14 protein-coding genes are annotated in these 13,277 nt (G+C 53.1%); 1 reads left to right on the top strand and 13 read right to left on the bottom strand.

What is annotated here, in order from left to right:
* Positions 1-247: 247 nt before the first annotated feature.
* The 3 genes from ACQKLP_RS02525 to ACQKLP_RS02515 all read right to left on the bottom strand — a co-directional run bounded on the left by ACQKLP_RS02525 (position 248) and on the right by ACQKLP_RS02515 (position 2,493).
* Positions 248-1,192: an SPFH domain-containing protein gene (locus tag ACQKLP_RS02525; RefSeq protein ID WP_427319743.1), complete on the bottom strand. Its 945-nt coding sequence runs from the start codon at positions 1,190-1,192 to the stop codon at positions 248-250.
* A 181-nt stretch (positions 1,193-1,373) separates the two neighbouring features.
* Positions 1,374-1,583 (bottom strand): hypothetical protein, encoded by a 210-nt coding sequence (locus ACQKLP_RS02520; RefSeq protein ID WP_126245731.1) that lies wholly within the window; start codon positions 1,581-1,583, stop codon positions 1,374-1,376.
* Between the two features lie 217 nt (positions 1,584-1,800).
* Positions 1,801-2,493 carry a LuxR C-terminal-related transcriptional regulator gene (locus ACQKLP_RS02515; RefSeq protein WP_427319740.1) on the bottom strand — a complete coding sequence of 231 codons (693 nt, stop codon included), beginning with the start codon at positions 2,491-2,493 and terminating at the stop codon, positions 1,801-1,803.
* 269 nt (positions 2,494-2,762) lie between these two features.
* Between ACQKLP_RS02515 and ACQKLP_RS02510 the strand changes: the two genes are divergently transcribed.
* Entirely contained in the window at positions 2,763-3,359 is a 597-nt protein-coding gene (locus ACQKLP_RS02510; RefSeq protein ID WP_341842480.1) for a superoxide dismutase, read from the top strand.
* A 68-nt stretch (positions 3,360-3,427) separates the two neighbouring features.
* On the opposite strand, the gene ACQKLP_RS02505 is transcribed toward ACQKLP_RS02510, so the two are convergent.
* The 10 genes from ACQKLP_RS02505 to ACQKLP_RS02460 form a co-directional block, all read right to left on the bottom strand.
* Positions 3,428-4,207 carry a 3-keto-disaccharide hydrolase gene (locus tag ACQKLP_RS02505; RefSeq protein ID WP_427319738.1) on the bottom strand — a complete coding sequence of 260 codons (780 nt, stop codon included), beginning with the start codon at positions 4,205-4,207 and terminating at the stop codon, positions 3,428-3,430.
* A gap of 12 nt (positions 4,208-4,219) precedes the next feature.
* Positions 4,220-5,608, bottom strand: coding sequence for a Gfo/Idh/MocA family protein (locus ACQKLP_RS02500; protein WP_427319736.1), 1,389 nt, complete (start codon positions 5,606-5,608; stop codon positions 4,220-4,222).
* Positions 5,609-5,694: 86 nt separating this feature from the next.
* Positions 5,695-6,504 carry an endonuclease/exonuclease/phosphatase family protein gene (locus tag ACQKLP_RS02495; protein ID WP_427319734.1) on the bottom strand — a complete coding sequence of 270 codons (810 nt, stop codon included), beginning with the start codon at positions 6,502-6,504 and terminating at the stop codon, positions 5,695-5,697.
* A 106-nt stretch (positions 6,505-6,610) separates the two neighbouring features.
* Positions 6,611-8,245: a S41 family peptidase gene (locus tag ACQKLP_RS02490; protein WP_427319732.1), complete on the bottom strand. Its 1,635-nt coding sequence runs from the start codon at positions 8,243-8,245 to the stop codon at positions 6,611-6,613.
* A 48-nt stretch (positions 8,246-8,293) separates the two neighbouring features.
* A complete protein-coding gene (gene yidD, locus ACQKLP_RS02485) occupies positions 8,294-8,482 on the bottom strand; it encodes a membrane protein insertion efficiency factor YidD (RefSeq protein ID WP_427319730.1) in 189 nt (62 codons plus the stop codon).
* Between the two features lie 38 nt (positions 8,483-8,520).
* Entirely contained in the window at positions 8,521-8,922 is a 402-nt protein-coding gene (locus ACQKLP_RS02480; RefSeq protein ID WP_427324354.1) for a ribonuclease P protein component, read from the bottom strand.
* A 23-nt stretch (positions 8,923-8,945) separates the two neighbouring features.
* The gene (rpmH, locus tag ACQKLP_RS02475; RefSeq protein ID WP_012788729.1) at positions 8,946-9,101 is read right to left on the bottom strand and encodes a 50S ribosomal protein L34; all 156 of its coding nucleotides are present in this window, start codon (positions 9,099-9,101) and stop codon (positions 8,946-8,948) included.
* 312 nt (positions 9,102-9,413) lie between these two features.
* Entirely contained in the window at positions 9,414-9,950 is a 537-nt protein-coding gene (locus tag ACQKLP_RS02470; RefSeq protein ID WP_126245740.1) for an OmpH family outer membrane protein, read from the bottom strand.
* 69 nt (positions 9,951-10,019) lie between these two features.
* The gene (locus ACQKLP_RS02465) at positions 10,020-10,535 is read right to left on the bottom strand and encodes an OmpH family outer membrane protein (protein ID WP_341842474.1); all 516 of its coding nucleotides are present in this window, start codon (positions 10,533-10,535) and stop codon (positions 10,020-10,022) included.
* A 53-nt stretch (positions 10,536-10,588) separates the two neighbouring features.
* Positions 10,589-13,267 carry a BamA/OMP85 family outer membrane protein gene (locus ACQKLP_RS02460; RefSeq protein ID WP_427319726.1) on the bottom strand — a complete coding sequence of 893 codons (2,679 nt, stop codon included), beginning with the start codon at positions 13,265-13,267 and terminating at the stop codon, positions 10,589-10,591.
* Between the last annotated feature and the right edge of the window lie 10 nt (positions 13,268-13,277).

The raw sequence follows: 13,277 nt of genomic DNA, 5'->3' as shown, positions 1-13,277 counted from the left end.
TCATCATCAAACGCGCGCCTGACCATAGCCGGCGCACTTTCCTGGCGCGGAACTTGCCTTCCGCGTTTTTCGTTTATGGGTACCGGTTGTATTCCGGGATGAAAATTATGCCTGCAAAGGCGGGAATTCAACGGGAAACCGGTGAAGCACAGGAACGGGAAGCCGGAATGGCGGAGCGGCGGGATGTAGTGAAAAAGCGAAAGCGGCCCGCCGGGGGCCGCTTTCGCGCTATAAAAAAAATATGTCGTTATTTTTTGAACTGCATGTTTTCGGGGCCCATCATCTGGTTGAGGCCCATGAGCTGCTTCATGGTTTTTTCCATGCCTTCGGAGGAGCCGTCGAGGAAGATGACGTTGCCTTTGCCGTTTTCGGCGAAGTTCTTGATGCCTTCTACCCACATGGAGAACAGGATCACGGAGGTGTCCATGTTGGCCTGTTGCATTTCACGGGCGGCGAGGCTCATACCTTTGGCCACTTCTTCCCGGAAGAGGGCTACGCCTTTACCGCGGAGTTGTGCGGCCTGGCGCTCGGCTTCCGCGGCGATCTTGATGGCGTTACCATCGGCTTCGGCGGCTTTGGTTTTGGTGATGAGGAGGGCCTGGCCTTCGTTTTCGGCGGCGGCCTTCAGGTTGTTGGACGCTACTACCTGCGCCATGGAGCGCATGATCGCTTCGTCGAACGTGATATCGTTCATCTGGAGGTCTTGCAGGTGGTAACCCCATTGCTCCAGGGTTTGATCGATCTGGTCTTTCACGTGCTCGGTAATGTCCCGCCGGAGGCCGAGCACTTCAGACTGGCGCTTGGTGGCCACGAACCCGCGGATGGAGCCTTCGATGGTGCGTACCAGCGCCTGCATGAAAGAGCGTTCGTCCATGAATTTGAACGCTACGTTCTTGATGGTCTCTTCTTCCTGGTTATATACAGAATACAGGAGCATGGCCTTGAAGTACACATTGGCCTGGTCTACGGTAATGGCCTGGAATTCCAGTTCCACGGAGCGGTTCTGGATGGAGATGCGCTTGAAGACCTTTTCGATGATGGGGATCTTGAAATTGAGGCCTGGGGTGAGGAGGCGGTTGTACTTGCCGAAAATGGTGGTGACGCCCACCGTTCCCTGCTGCACCGTTACGAACGATGACAGCACGACGATGACCGCCAGGGCAATGAGCACATACAAAATAATGTTATCCATAGTATAAAGAAATTGAGGACCTGAAGGTAATCAAATTCCTTTACCGGAACATCATGATGCTGCATAAGTGGGTTTCCAAACAGGAGGATGCAAGACCGGGTGTCAGGGCTTTTGTAAGCTAACAAACAATGAATGCGCCCACAACGCCGGGCTTTCGGCGATGCAGGAATATATATCTTGATTATATTTTTTGAACGTTCCGGAAAAATATGAACACGTCATCCAGTTCTATCTGCTTAAGCTGGTATGCCAACTGGGTTTTCAGGTCGGCCGTCTCTTCTTTGATTTTCCTGTACTGGTCCTTTAATGTCTGATATCTGGCAATTATCTCCTCGGGTGTGGCGGAATTGTCCAGGGCCAGGATATCATACGCCTTCTCTTCGGTTATCATAGCGATAAGTATTACCTCTCAAAAACTATCCAAATGAACTCCGGTATCTCTGAATCTCTCTTTTCAGGCTACTAAATTAGTGGAGTTTGCAACGCCGGAAAATACCCAAGCTTGGGTATTTTTATCCGCCGAAGCCCAGTCCGCTCCTGCATTGTAGCGATTTTATAAATTACGAATTGAACTTATGTAAGTTGATAATCATGTATGGGTCAGGGGGTTATTGTACGCCGATTTGCCTGGCGAGGGCCACGAGCTCGGGGGTATTCCTGACTTTTAATTTTAACCGGATATTTTTCCGGTGGGTTTCAACGGTATACCGGCTCAGGTTCAGCCGTTCCGCAATTTCCTTGTTATTGAAGCCGCGCGCGGCTAGCATGAAAATATCCTTCTCCCGGGCGGTCAGCTTGTTCAATACGTCTTCGTTCCGGCGGCGCAGCACTACGCGGAGCGCCTCCGAAATCTGGTTCCCCGTGTCCAAAGCGTTCGAAAAATCGAGGAATACGCAAATCACGTCCACCACATTCCCCTGCGCGTCGAACGTGAACGGCAAGCCCAGGCCTACTACCCAAAACCAGTCGGGATCGTGCTTCCGGCGCACGCGCATCACCCCGCCGAACATCGTTTTCTTCTCCGAAAACTTCTGCTGCGAAATGGCCAGGATGCTCATATCGTCCGGGTGGGTTACCTGCCGGAAGAATTCTGTGCCCAGCGCTAAAATTTCGTCACGACTATACCCCAGCGTGTCTGTCAGTTGAACGTTGCACCAGTTCACTGCCTTTTTGGAGTTGTTGGACGTGTACAGCATCGCCGGAACCTTGTCTATAATGGCTTCCAGATGCTCCAGCCGGCTCCTCAATTGCGCATTCTCCGATAACAGTGCATCATGAGAATCGCGACTTTCTGTACCCATGTCCTGCATTATGAATGTTTTAAACAAACAATAGTGAAAACTAACGATGAATACTATACGAATATAAAAATTCGCACTGCAAATGTTATAACACCTTTATGTAAATATAAAATAAAAAGCCATATATCCAAACGCAACTCCACATGGTCTCCCAGGGCTTAACAAAGGGTATAACAACAAGAGCGATAAAGGGTTTGACAATTCCGGAATCCGGCCGTAAATTTGGTGCTCTATTACAACTCAATTTCTTCACCCATAAAAATTGGATTATGGCTTTTACCCTTCCTGCATTACCGTATGCGTCCGATGCGCTGGAACCGCACTTCGATAAAATGACGATGGAAATCCATCACGGTAAGCACCACCAGGCTTATGTAGACAATCTGAACAAGGCTATCGCTGGCACCGAGAACGAAAATAAATCCCTCGAAGAGCTGGTTGCCAAAGCCGGCAGCATCAGCCCCGCAGTACGCAACAACGGCGGCGGCCACTGGAACCACTCCTTCTTCTGGGAATCCCTCGCCCCCAACGCCGGCGGCACGCCCAGCGGCGCCCTGGCAGACGCGATCAACAGCACTTTCGGTTCTTTCGACGCTTTCAAGGAGAAATTCAACGCCGCAGGCGTTTCCCGCTTCGGCTCCGGCTGGGCCTGGCTGCTCCTCAAAGACGGAAAGCTCGAAATCTCTTCCACCCCCAACCAGGACAATCCCCTGATGGACGTGGCAGAAGTGAAAGGCACTCCCATCCTGGGCGTAGACGTGTGGGAACACGCTTACTACCTCAAATACCAGAACCGTCGCGCCGAGTACCTCGCCGCTTTCTGGAACGTGGTAAACTGGGACGCAGTGAGCAAACGCTTCAAATAAGCGGGCCCTCCGCATAAAAAAAGCCGGTCGTCGACAGACAACCGGCTTTTTTATTTCGTTAGCCATCCTTACAGCGGCTTGATCTTCACGTTCCTGAACCAGATTTCGCTGCCGTGGTCCTGCAGGCAGATATGGCCCTTTTTCGCAGTGCCATATCCCTTGTAGTCTTTCCACTTGCCGGTAGCTTTCTCCTTTTCCCATTCCGGCGTCCACATCTGCGTATCCACCACCTTTTCGCCGTTCAGCCAGTGTTCCACGTGGCCTTTGTTCACGACGATCCGGGTGTGGTTCCATTCGCCGATGGGCTTTGCCGCCAGTTTCGAGGGCGGGTTCATGGCGTAGTTGGCACCGGATTTCTGCCAGTCTTCGAGCTTTTCGGGAAAGTTGTTGTCGTCGATGATCTGGTATTCCGGGCCGCTCATATACGGCGCGTCGAACTCCTCGGTCACCAGGTAGAGGATACCGCTATTGCCCTGGGGCGCCAGCTTCCAGTCTGCCTCCAACTCGAAATTTTCGTACTGGTCGGTGGTGATAAGGTCTCCGCGCATATCGCTTTTGTCGGTAGTGCTGCCGGTACAATGAAGCGTACCGTCGAGAGCGCTCCACGTTTTGCCGTCTTTTCCTTTATAAACGCGCCATCCGTCGAGGTCCTTGCCGTTGAACAGCAGTTTCCAGCCGGCGGCTTTCTCGTCGTCAGACAACGCATTCGCCGCAACGGGAGCCGCGTCCACGTTTTCGTTGCCTGCCGTTACCGGGTCTTTCTTTTCCCCTTCAGCAGCGCCGCTGCCGCAGGAAGCAAGTCCCAGCAGGGCTACCGCAAACACGGGTACGATCCCTCTCTTCAACATACCGGTACGATTTTATTTGTTAACGACTTTGAGCGCCTTCGGGTCCCAATGCATGATCTTGTTCTGGAAGTAGCTGTCGTTGCACAGCAGCGCAGGCGCCGCGGCACGGAAGCCGAACATGGCATCTTCCGCCACTTTACCTTTGGTGCGCATGGCATTGAACAGGTTGTAGAAGTGGTCGAAATGCGCGCCTTTGTAGCCTTCTTCCGCTTCGTAGACCAGCTTGTCGGGGTCCATCATGTGCTTTCTTTCGTATACGAACTGCTTGCCATTGTCGCGGGCGTTTTTGCCGGCAGTCAGCGGGTCGGAAGCATCGGACGCGTTTTTGTTGCGGTATACGGTCACGCGGTCCCACTCAACGGTCATGGAGCCTTCGCTACCCACCATGCGGAGGTAGTTGGTGCCGCCGGTTCCGTCTACGAAGTTTACGCGGAGCGACAGGTTGAATGCGGGATGGATCTCGGTTTGCGGATAGTCGAACATGCCGAGCATCACGTCGGGCACTTCGCGGCCGTCTTTCCAGTAACGGAGACCACCGGTGGCCATGATTTTCTCGGGCCCGATGGAGCCGGTCACCAGGTGAAGGCTGCTGAACAGGTGCACGAACAGGTCTCCGGAAACGCCGGTACCATAGTCGCGGTAGTTCCTCCAGCGGAAGAAGCGCAGCGGATCGAAGTCGCGTTTTTTGTTATTGGCAAGGAACGCGTCCCAACCCACGGTAGCGGGGGAAGCATCTGCCGGGATGGGGTATTGCCATGCACCGAAGGCAGACATACGCGCCCAGAAGCCTTCTGCGTAGTTGAGCTCGCCGATGGCGCCGTCCTTCAGCAGCTGGCGGGCTTTTTCGTTGCCGAGCGAGCTAACGCCCTGGCTGCCTACCTGGTAAACCACGCCTTTGTTGCGGTTTTGCGCGTCCACTACGGCGGAACCTTCGCTCACGTCGTGTACCATGGGTTTTTCGCAATACACGCTCTTGCCGGCGTTCATGGCGGCAACGGAGATGTCTTTGTGCCAGGAATCGGGCGTGGCGATGATCACGGCATCGATATCTTTCCTTTGCAGGATTTCCTTATAATCACGGGTAGTATAAATGTCGCTGCCCCATTTCTTCTTCGCGTCTGCCAGGCGGCCGTCGTACAGGTCGCAGGCGGCTACCAGTTTCACACCGGGCACTTTGATGGCTGTGTTCGCGTCTTCGGTACCCATGCCGCCGGCACCGATGAGGGCGATCTGGATATTGTCGTTGGCGCTGTAATGATCTTTCTGACGCGCCAGCTGCTGGAGGCTTTTCTGGCGGTCGGCAGCGGTGATGATATTCGGGATCAGCGAAGCTCCCACAACTCCTTTCGCCAGCTTGTTGATAAAGCCACGGCGGGAATTGTTTTTGTTGTTGTCGGTCATGAGTTGATACTTTTATAGATTTTACGTGTACGTGTGGTTGCTCGATTGGTCAATTTAGTTAATTATTTTAGCAAATACAATTGCAACTAGAATGCAGGTTGCAGGATGGATTTGACGGGAAGATGGTCGGAAGCGTAAGTCTCCCGGATCACTTCATGGCTGATCACCGAAAATTTCCCTTTCGAATAGGCGATGAAATCGATACAGCGGCGCGGTTTCTCCACGGGGATCGTAGGGGCGCAATCGCTGCAGGTACGGCTGAAATGCGCGTCCAGCTGCTGGATGACGGGCCCACCGGCCGAGGCGTTCATATCTCCCGCCACAATTACCGGGTAAGGTTGTTTCGACAAAATCTCCGTCACTTCGCGCATCTGTACGATGCGGTTGCTGTCGTTCCGCTGTGCGTCGAGATGCGTGCAGGCCATCAACACCCTTTTCCCGCCGGGCAATTCCACCAGCACGGTCGCCAGCGCGCGGGGCTCGCCGCCCGTTCCCGCCAGTGTCGTCAATGCATAACGCCTGGTCTCGATCACCGGGTATTTCGACAACACGGCGATGCCGTATTCCCCGCCCGCATAATCGATCCCCTTCGCGAAGAACGCCTTCATCCCCGCCCGTTCCGCCAGTTCTTCCGCCTGGTGCAATCCGCTGCCGGAGCGCGTTGTATGAACGTCCACCTCCTGCAAAGCCACCAGGTCGGGCTTCGCATCGGCGATCACCCGGGCAATGGCGTCGATGTCGATTTTATCTGCTGCCGAAGGCGGATTTGCGTGATGGATATTGTAGCTCAGTACGCTGACTGGCGTTGCTGTTGCAGTGCGGGACTGCTTTCCGGCCGTACAGGCCGCGAACGAAAATAAGGCGATCAATGCTGCGGAATACCGATGGTTACTCATATGTGGAGGGTGCAATTGCGTCGCTATAAAAGAACGAAAAACAATTTAGCCATGCAACAAATCGTGCATGGCTAAACTATTTTTATGATAAACGGCTGGTGGACCGTCACTTACGGGTCAGCAGCTGTTGGTATTTCTGCGGGCTTTGCAACAGGGTCACGGCTTCTTCCACGTCCTTGTCCCACGCCAGCGACCGCTCGATGCGCCCGGCCTGGGGGAAGTACCTGTTGGCGATTTCTTCTTCGAGCAGCTGGCGGATTTCGTCTTTGTTACGGAGCAGGTCCTGCTTTTTGTCGTGCTTCATTTTTGCCTGGAGCGCCTCGAATTCTTTGGTGAGGCCGTCATAATATTTTTCGCGGGCAGCGGTGGTCCTGAAATTGTCCAACGCTTCTTCACTGCGGGTTTTGTAGCTGTAATCCTTACCGTCCAGGAACTTCAGGAATTCATCGAAAATGCCGTCGGTTACGAAATCCGCGCTGGTGGCGGGCGTTTGGGGATGTGCGTAATAATAACGGGTGGCGTAGTCGAAGATGAACTGTTTGCGCAGGAGGGTAATGGCGATCTGGCTGAGCACCGTGCTTTCCACGCGCGCATCCGGTTCGATGCCGCCACCGTCTTTCACGGGCCTTCCGGCTGCGGTGGTGAACGATTTTCGGAGAGAATCCGGCACATAATCCGCTTCGCCTTCTTCATTCCTGTGCGAATAGTCGATCGCCTGGATGCAACGGCCGCTGGGCGTGTAATAGCGCGCGGTCGTCACTTTCAGCTTGGCGTTATAGGGAAGCGGACGGGTGGTTTGCACGAGCCCTTTGCCGTAGGAGCGCTGTCCCACCACAAGCCCCCGGTCCAGGTCCTGCACCGCGCCCGCCACGATCTCCGATGCGGAGGCGGAAGAGCGGCTGGTGAGCACCACGAGGGGAATATGGTTATCGATGGGCGAGAGGCTGGTCTTATATTCCCGGTCCCAGCTCTTCACTTTCCCGCGGGTGGAAACGATGAGCTTGCCTTTGTCGATAAAGATGTTGGAGAGGGAAACGGCTTCTTCAAGGAGGCCGCCGGGGTTGCCGCGCAGGTCGAGCACCACGCCGGCGAGGCCGGGATGCTGTTTCCTGAGCGATTCGAAGGCCTGTTGCACCTGTTCGGCGCTGCCTTCGGTGAACTGGGTCATTTTGATGTACCCGATATTTTTACGGATCACCCCGCTGAAGCTCACCGGTTTCACGTTGATGTCTTCCCGGATGATGCGGTATGTTTTTTCGGTGTTGTTGAGGGGATGTCGGAGCACGATGTTGAGCGGGGTGCCGGCCGTGCCCTTGAGGTAGCGGCTGACAACGTCCTGCTCCATGTGTTTGGCGCTTTTGCCATCGAGCGAAACGATGATATCCCCGGCTTTTACGCCGGCTTTGTCCATGGGACTGCCTTCGTACACGTCGGTGATGGAGGTCCAGTCTCCTTCAGTGTAAATGGAAGCGCCAACGCCGCCGTATTTGCCGGTGGCCATGAACCGGAGCTCGTCGAGCTCTTCTTCGGGGACGAAGTCGGTGTAGGGGTCCGTTTCTTCGAGCATGGCTTCGATGCCGGTTTGCATGAGTTTATCGGGCGGGAGGTCTTCTACATAATAGGTATTGAGCTCGCGGTAGAACGCGGCGAAGATGTCTAGGTTTTTGGCGATGAGGAAGTATTTGTCGCTGCTGCGGAAGGCGAGTGCCAGACCGGCGATGCCTATGAGCGCGAACAACATGATTTTCCTGGATTTCCGCATGGGAGTCAGTGTTTCGGGATGATTGAATCAGGGCACGGGGTCGTAACCGTGACCGCCCCAGGGGGTGCAACTGAGGATTCTTTTGGCGGCGAGCCATCCTCCTTTGAAAAGGCCGTGTTTCTTCAGTGCTTCGAGGCCGTACTGCGAGCAAGTGGGGGTGTACCTGCACTTGGCGCCCAGCAGCGGGCTGATGCACCACTGATAGATCTTGATCAACAAAATAAACGGGATACTCAAAATTTGCATCAATCGCTTCATGGCTGTTCTTTTCTACCGGCTTCCCTGGCGAGTTTCTCTAAAATTACCGAAAATTTGGGCTGGAGGGAAGCGAAATCGGGGATTTTTTTGTCGACGTAGATAAAAAAAACGGCCATCTGGCGGGAGTTGGCGAGGAGTGCGTCGTACAATACCTGTTTTTGGAGGCGGTACGTTTCGCGGCCGAGACGTTTGATGCGGTTGCGGTCTACCGCATGGGGGAATTTGCGTGCCGACACGCTGAAGCCGGCCTGAACGGGGAATTTGTCCGTTGTAAGGCGGGCGGGCATGTAGATCACGCGCCAGGGGAAAATAGAAAACGCTTTTCCTTCACGAAAAAGCGTTTCAATCATTTTCCTGCTCTTTAACTTCTCTTCTCTGTTAAAAGAATAAGTTTTTATGGCAATATGAGTTAATGACGGAATTATTTCAGCTTGCGCTCGTCAGATACGGTCAGTTTTTTGCGACCTTTAGCTCTGCGGGATGCCAATACTTTACGGCCGTTGGCAGTTTCCATTCTCTTTCTGAAACCGTGTACGCTCTTTCTGCGTCTGTTGTGCGGTTGAAAAGTACGTTTCATCGTTTTTAATATTTTCTACTTGTACTTAAAACTGTTTACCCATCCGTTTTTCGGGCGGGCAGACTGTGATCAGCCCCGTTTAAAACGGAAGGCAAAGGTAGGTTTTTTTATCTAAAAATGAAATGGAAAGGATAGAAAAATCTATGCACTGAAAGCATGATCGATTAATCGATTGATTTTCAGTAAAGTATAATCCTGAAAAACTTGGAAAAATCTGAAGTATTCGTCCTTAACGTTCATTTTTTCATCTGATATTCAATGCATTAAAAAGGCCCGGCAAGATACCGGGCCTTTTCTATAATAGCTTAACGCTTATTTGGCGGCTGCGGGAGCTGCGGTAGCGGGTACGCCCAGTTTGGTTTTCACCGGGGCGAGGATGTCGTCGGCAGCGGGGGAAACCAGGAGGGATCCGCCGGAGTTGTCGATCACATAAGCATAACCTTTCTCCTTGGCAACGTCTTCGATCGCTTTGCGGGCTTTATCGTATACGGGCTTCAGCAGTTCGTTCTGTTTGTTCTGGATTCTTTCGCGGGCGATTTGCTCGTAATCCTGGATTCTCTTCTGGATATCCTGGATATCTTTGATCTGAGCGGCTTTCATGACTTCGCTCTGGTCTTTGGGCGCTTTTTCGAGGGCAGCAACCTTGTTGTTGTACTCGGCGATCAGTGCCTGGCTTTCTTTCTCGAGGGTACCTGCGTAGGTCTCGATTTCAGTTTGTGCTTTTTTATAATCGGGCATCGCTTCGATCAAAGCCTGGGTGTTGATGTGCGCGATTTTGGTCTGTGCATTGGCCTTCACGCTGCAAAACCCGGTGAACGCGACAATAGCGATGATTACTAACTTCTTCATGATGATGTTGTCTTGTTGATTAAAAGAATGTAGAATGTTTAATTTTTATAGGTCTGATGTCTCAAGGGATCATTGTTTCACGCCCAATGCTTTCAGGATCTCTTCGCTTTTGTCCAGTTTCGGATCGGCGAAGATCACCGTGATCCCGCCGGACTTATCCAGCACGAAGTCGTACATCCTGCTGGCGGCCAGCTTCTGAACGGCGTTGTAGATCTTGTCCTGGATAGGTTTCACCAGTTCTTCGCGTTTCTTGAACAGGTCGCCCTCATAACCGAATCTTTTCTTCTGCAGGTCTTTCGCTTCTTTCTCCCGGGCGATGATCTCATCTTCCCGCTTTCTTTTCAGATCGTCTGTCAACATCACCGATTCGGCCTGGTAGGATTTGTACATTTTGTCTACCTCCTGGAATTTGGCGTCGATTTCCTTCTGCCACTGTTCCGCTACGGCGTCGAGCTTCTTTTGCGCGTCTTTATAGTCGGGAACGCTTTCCAGGATATATTTCGTATCAATTACACAATACCGCTGTGCGAAAGCGCCACCGAAGGCACCGAGCACCAAAATCATGGTAATTAAGATTCTTTTCATCGGTCGTAATTTTTTTATGCGAAAATCAGGCTTCGCAATATATAATAATTTTCTTATTCCGGCTCAAAGCCCAGCATGAAGGTGAATTTACCTGCATTTTTGAGCCCGCCTCCGGGCGTTAATCTATCCAAACCTATGCCATAGTCGAAACCGAGCAGACCGAACATGGGGAGATAGAACCGCGCACCCAGGCCAACGGAGCGGCGCAGGCGGAACGGATCGTATTCCTTGATATCGCGGTAACCGTTCGCTGCTTCCAGGAACATGAGGCCGAAGATCGTGGAGCTCGGGTTCAGGCTGAAGGGATAGCGCAGTTCCACGACATATTTATTAAACATCGTGAAGCCGGAGTACCCATTCGGCGGCGAACCGCTTTCGGGATTGAGCTTCGGGTTAGAGGTATAATATACCGGATAACCGCGCTGCGAAATGATGTCACGGTCATACACCGCAAAGTTGCTCAGACCGTCGCCACCCAGCTCGAAGCGGCCGAAAGGCGAAAGCGTGGTGCGGCCGTTGTAGGCAGCTACGTAACCGAACTTGGCGGCCACTTTCAATACCAGCGACTTGTTGTCGGTACCGCGCGGGCGCGACAGCGGCACGTACCATTCGGCGTTCATACGGTATTTCTGGTACTCGATAAATTTGAACTGGTCTGCGATCGGCTCGGATTTGTAATCCTTTTCGGGATTGAAAACGGAATACGGCGGCGTGAACTGGCCGAACAGCATGAAGCTGGAACCACTGCGCGGGAAGATCTGCTGGTCTACCGAAGAACGCGCGAGGGTGATACGGAGCGACAGGTTATTGGCCGTACCGTTATCGAAGCCGGCGAGCCCGAAGTAGTTAAAATCTTTCAGTTTATAACGCTGATAGTTCACAGCGTACATAATGGAGAAGAAGTCGTCCGGCCATTTCAGCTGTTTACCGATGGAAACGGAGCCGCCGAGTACCCGGAAGTATGCGCCTTTGTTGGTAACGGGCATATTATAATATTCCGCGAAGGCGTTCGGGTTCTGGTAAGTGCTGTAGAAGTTTACGGAGAAGGGGTTCCGTTTCTTCCCGCCGAGCCAGGGCTCGGTGAAGGAGAAGTTGTAGGAACGGTAGGCCTTACCGTTGGAGGATATACGAACGCTGAGTTTCTGTCCGTCGCCGGAAGGTAACGGGTCCCAGGTTTCCTTTTTGAAGATGTTGCGCAGCGAGAAGTTGTTGAACGTTACGCCGAGGGTACCGGTGAGGCCGATGTACCCGCCCCAGCCTGCAGACAGTTCCAGCTGGTCGTTCGCTCTTTCTTCCACTTTATAATCGATGTCCACGGTCCCTTCCTGTACGTTGGGAACGGGGTTGATGCCGATGGTTTCGGGGTTGAAGAAGCCGAGCTGGGAAATTTCGCGCTGGGAGCGGATGAGGTTCTGGCGGCTGAATTTATCGCCGGGCATGGTCCGCAGTTCGCGGCGGATCACGTGTTCGTTTGTTTTTTCGTTACCGGCGATGCGGATGTCTTTGATCGTAGCCTGGGGCCCTTCCTGCATGCGGATCTCGAAGTCGATGGTGTCTCCCCGGATGCCGATCTCCACGGGGTCGATCTGGAAGAAAAGGTAACCGTCGTCCATATACAGCGAGCTGATGTCTCCGCCTTCGGGGCCGGGAGGCGTTCCGAGCCGTTTGTTCAGCAGTTCGAGGTTATACACGTCCCCTTTCTGGATGCCCATGGCGCGGGAAAGGATGGTGTCGCTATAGACGGTGTTCCCTCTCCAGGTGATGTTCCCGAAATAATATTTCTTGCCTTCGTCCACCTTCATTTCGATGTTCAGGTTTCCTTTGGCGTTGTTATACAGCGTATCGTCCACGATCTGGAAATCGCGGTGGCCTTTGGAGTTGTAGTAGGCGATGATCTTTTCCTTGTCTTCCTCGTATTTGGCGTCGTTGAACTTCGCGGAGGCGAAGAGCTTGAAGCGGAAGTAGGGGTCCAGCTGCTGGAGGGTGCGGGTCGGCGAGAGCCATCCCATGTCCTGCCAGTAGGTGTCGGTGGTGGCCATGCTGTCGATCCAGGCGTTGGCCATATCGGGGTACAGGGTGAAGTGGCTCAATTCCTTGGTGCCCTTCATTTTCTTTTTGATCGTGTTTTCGGCGACGTTATAATTGCCGACCACGTTGATATCGTTCACTTTTACCTTGTGGCCCTTGTCCACGAAGAAATACACGGTAGCAGAATTCACGGCCGGAGGGGGGTCCTTGCGGATGTCCATTCTCATGGACACGTTGCGGAAACCTTTATCGGCGTAGTATTTACGGATAACGTTGTAGGTGTTTTGCTGCATGGCTTCGGTTACCACGCTACCCTTGCGGATGCCGGCCTTGGTGGTCAGCTCGTCGCCATCCGATTTTTTGATCCCTTTCCAGAAGAAGTTGGACATACGGGGTTTTTCCACGAGGGAAATTTCCAGCCAGATTTTTTCTCCTTCGATTTTAGTGATATAGATGGCGATGTTGGAAAAAAGTCGTTGTCCCCAGAGTGCCTGGATGGCCTTGGCGAAATGGTCGCCGGGCAGCACTACTTTATCGCCCACGTTAAGGCCGGAGAGGGACATGAGGAGGGATTTGTCGAGGAACTCGGTGCCAGAAACGGCGATATCGGCTATCTCGTACTGTTGTGGGTTGCCCAGGGACCAGGGGCTGATGCCTGCCGGTGGATTTGGCAGGGGTACCGTATCCCTTTGTTGGGCACGCACAGTTAATCCC

This window comes from Chitinophaga sp. NPDC101104, assembly GCF_050277495.1.
Taxonomy (GTDB): Bacteria; Bacteroidota; Bacteroidia; order Chitinophagales; family Chitinophagaceae; genus Chitinophaga.
Note: the sequence above shows the minus strand (reverse complement) of the source record. Positions and strands in the feature narration are given on the sequence as shown.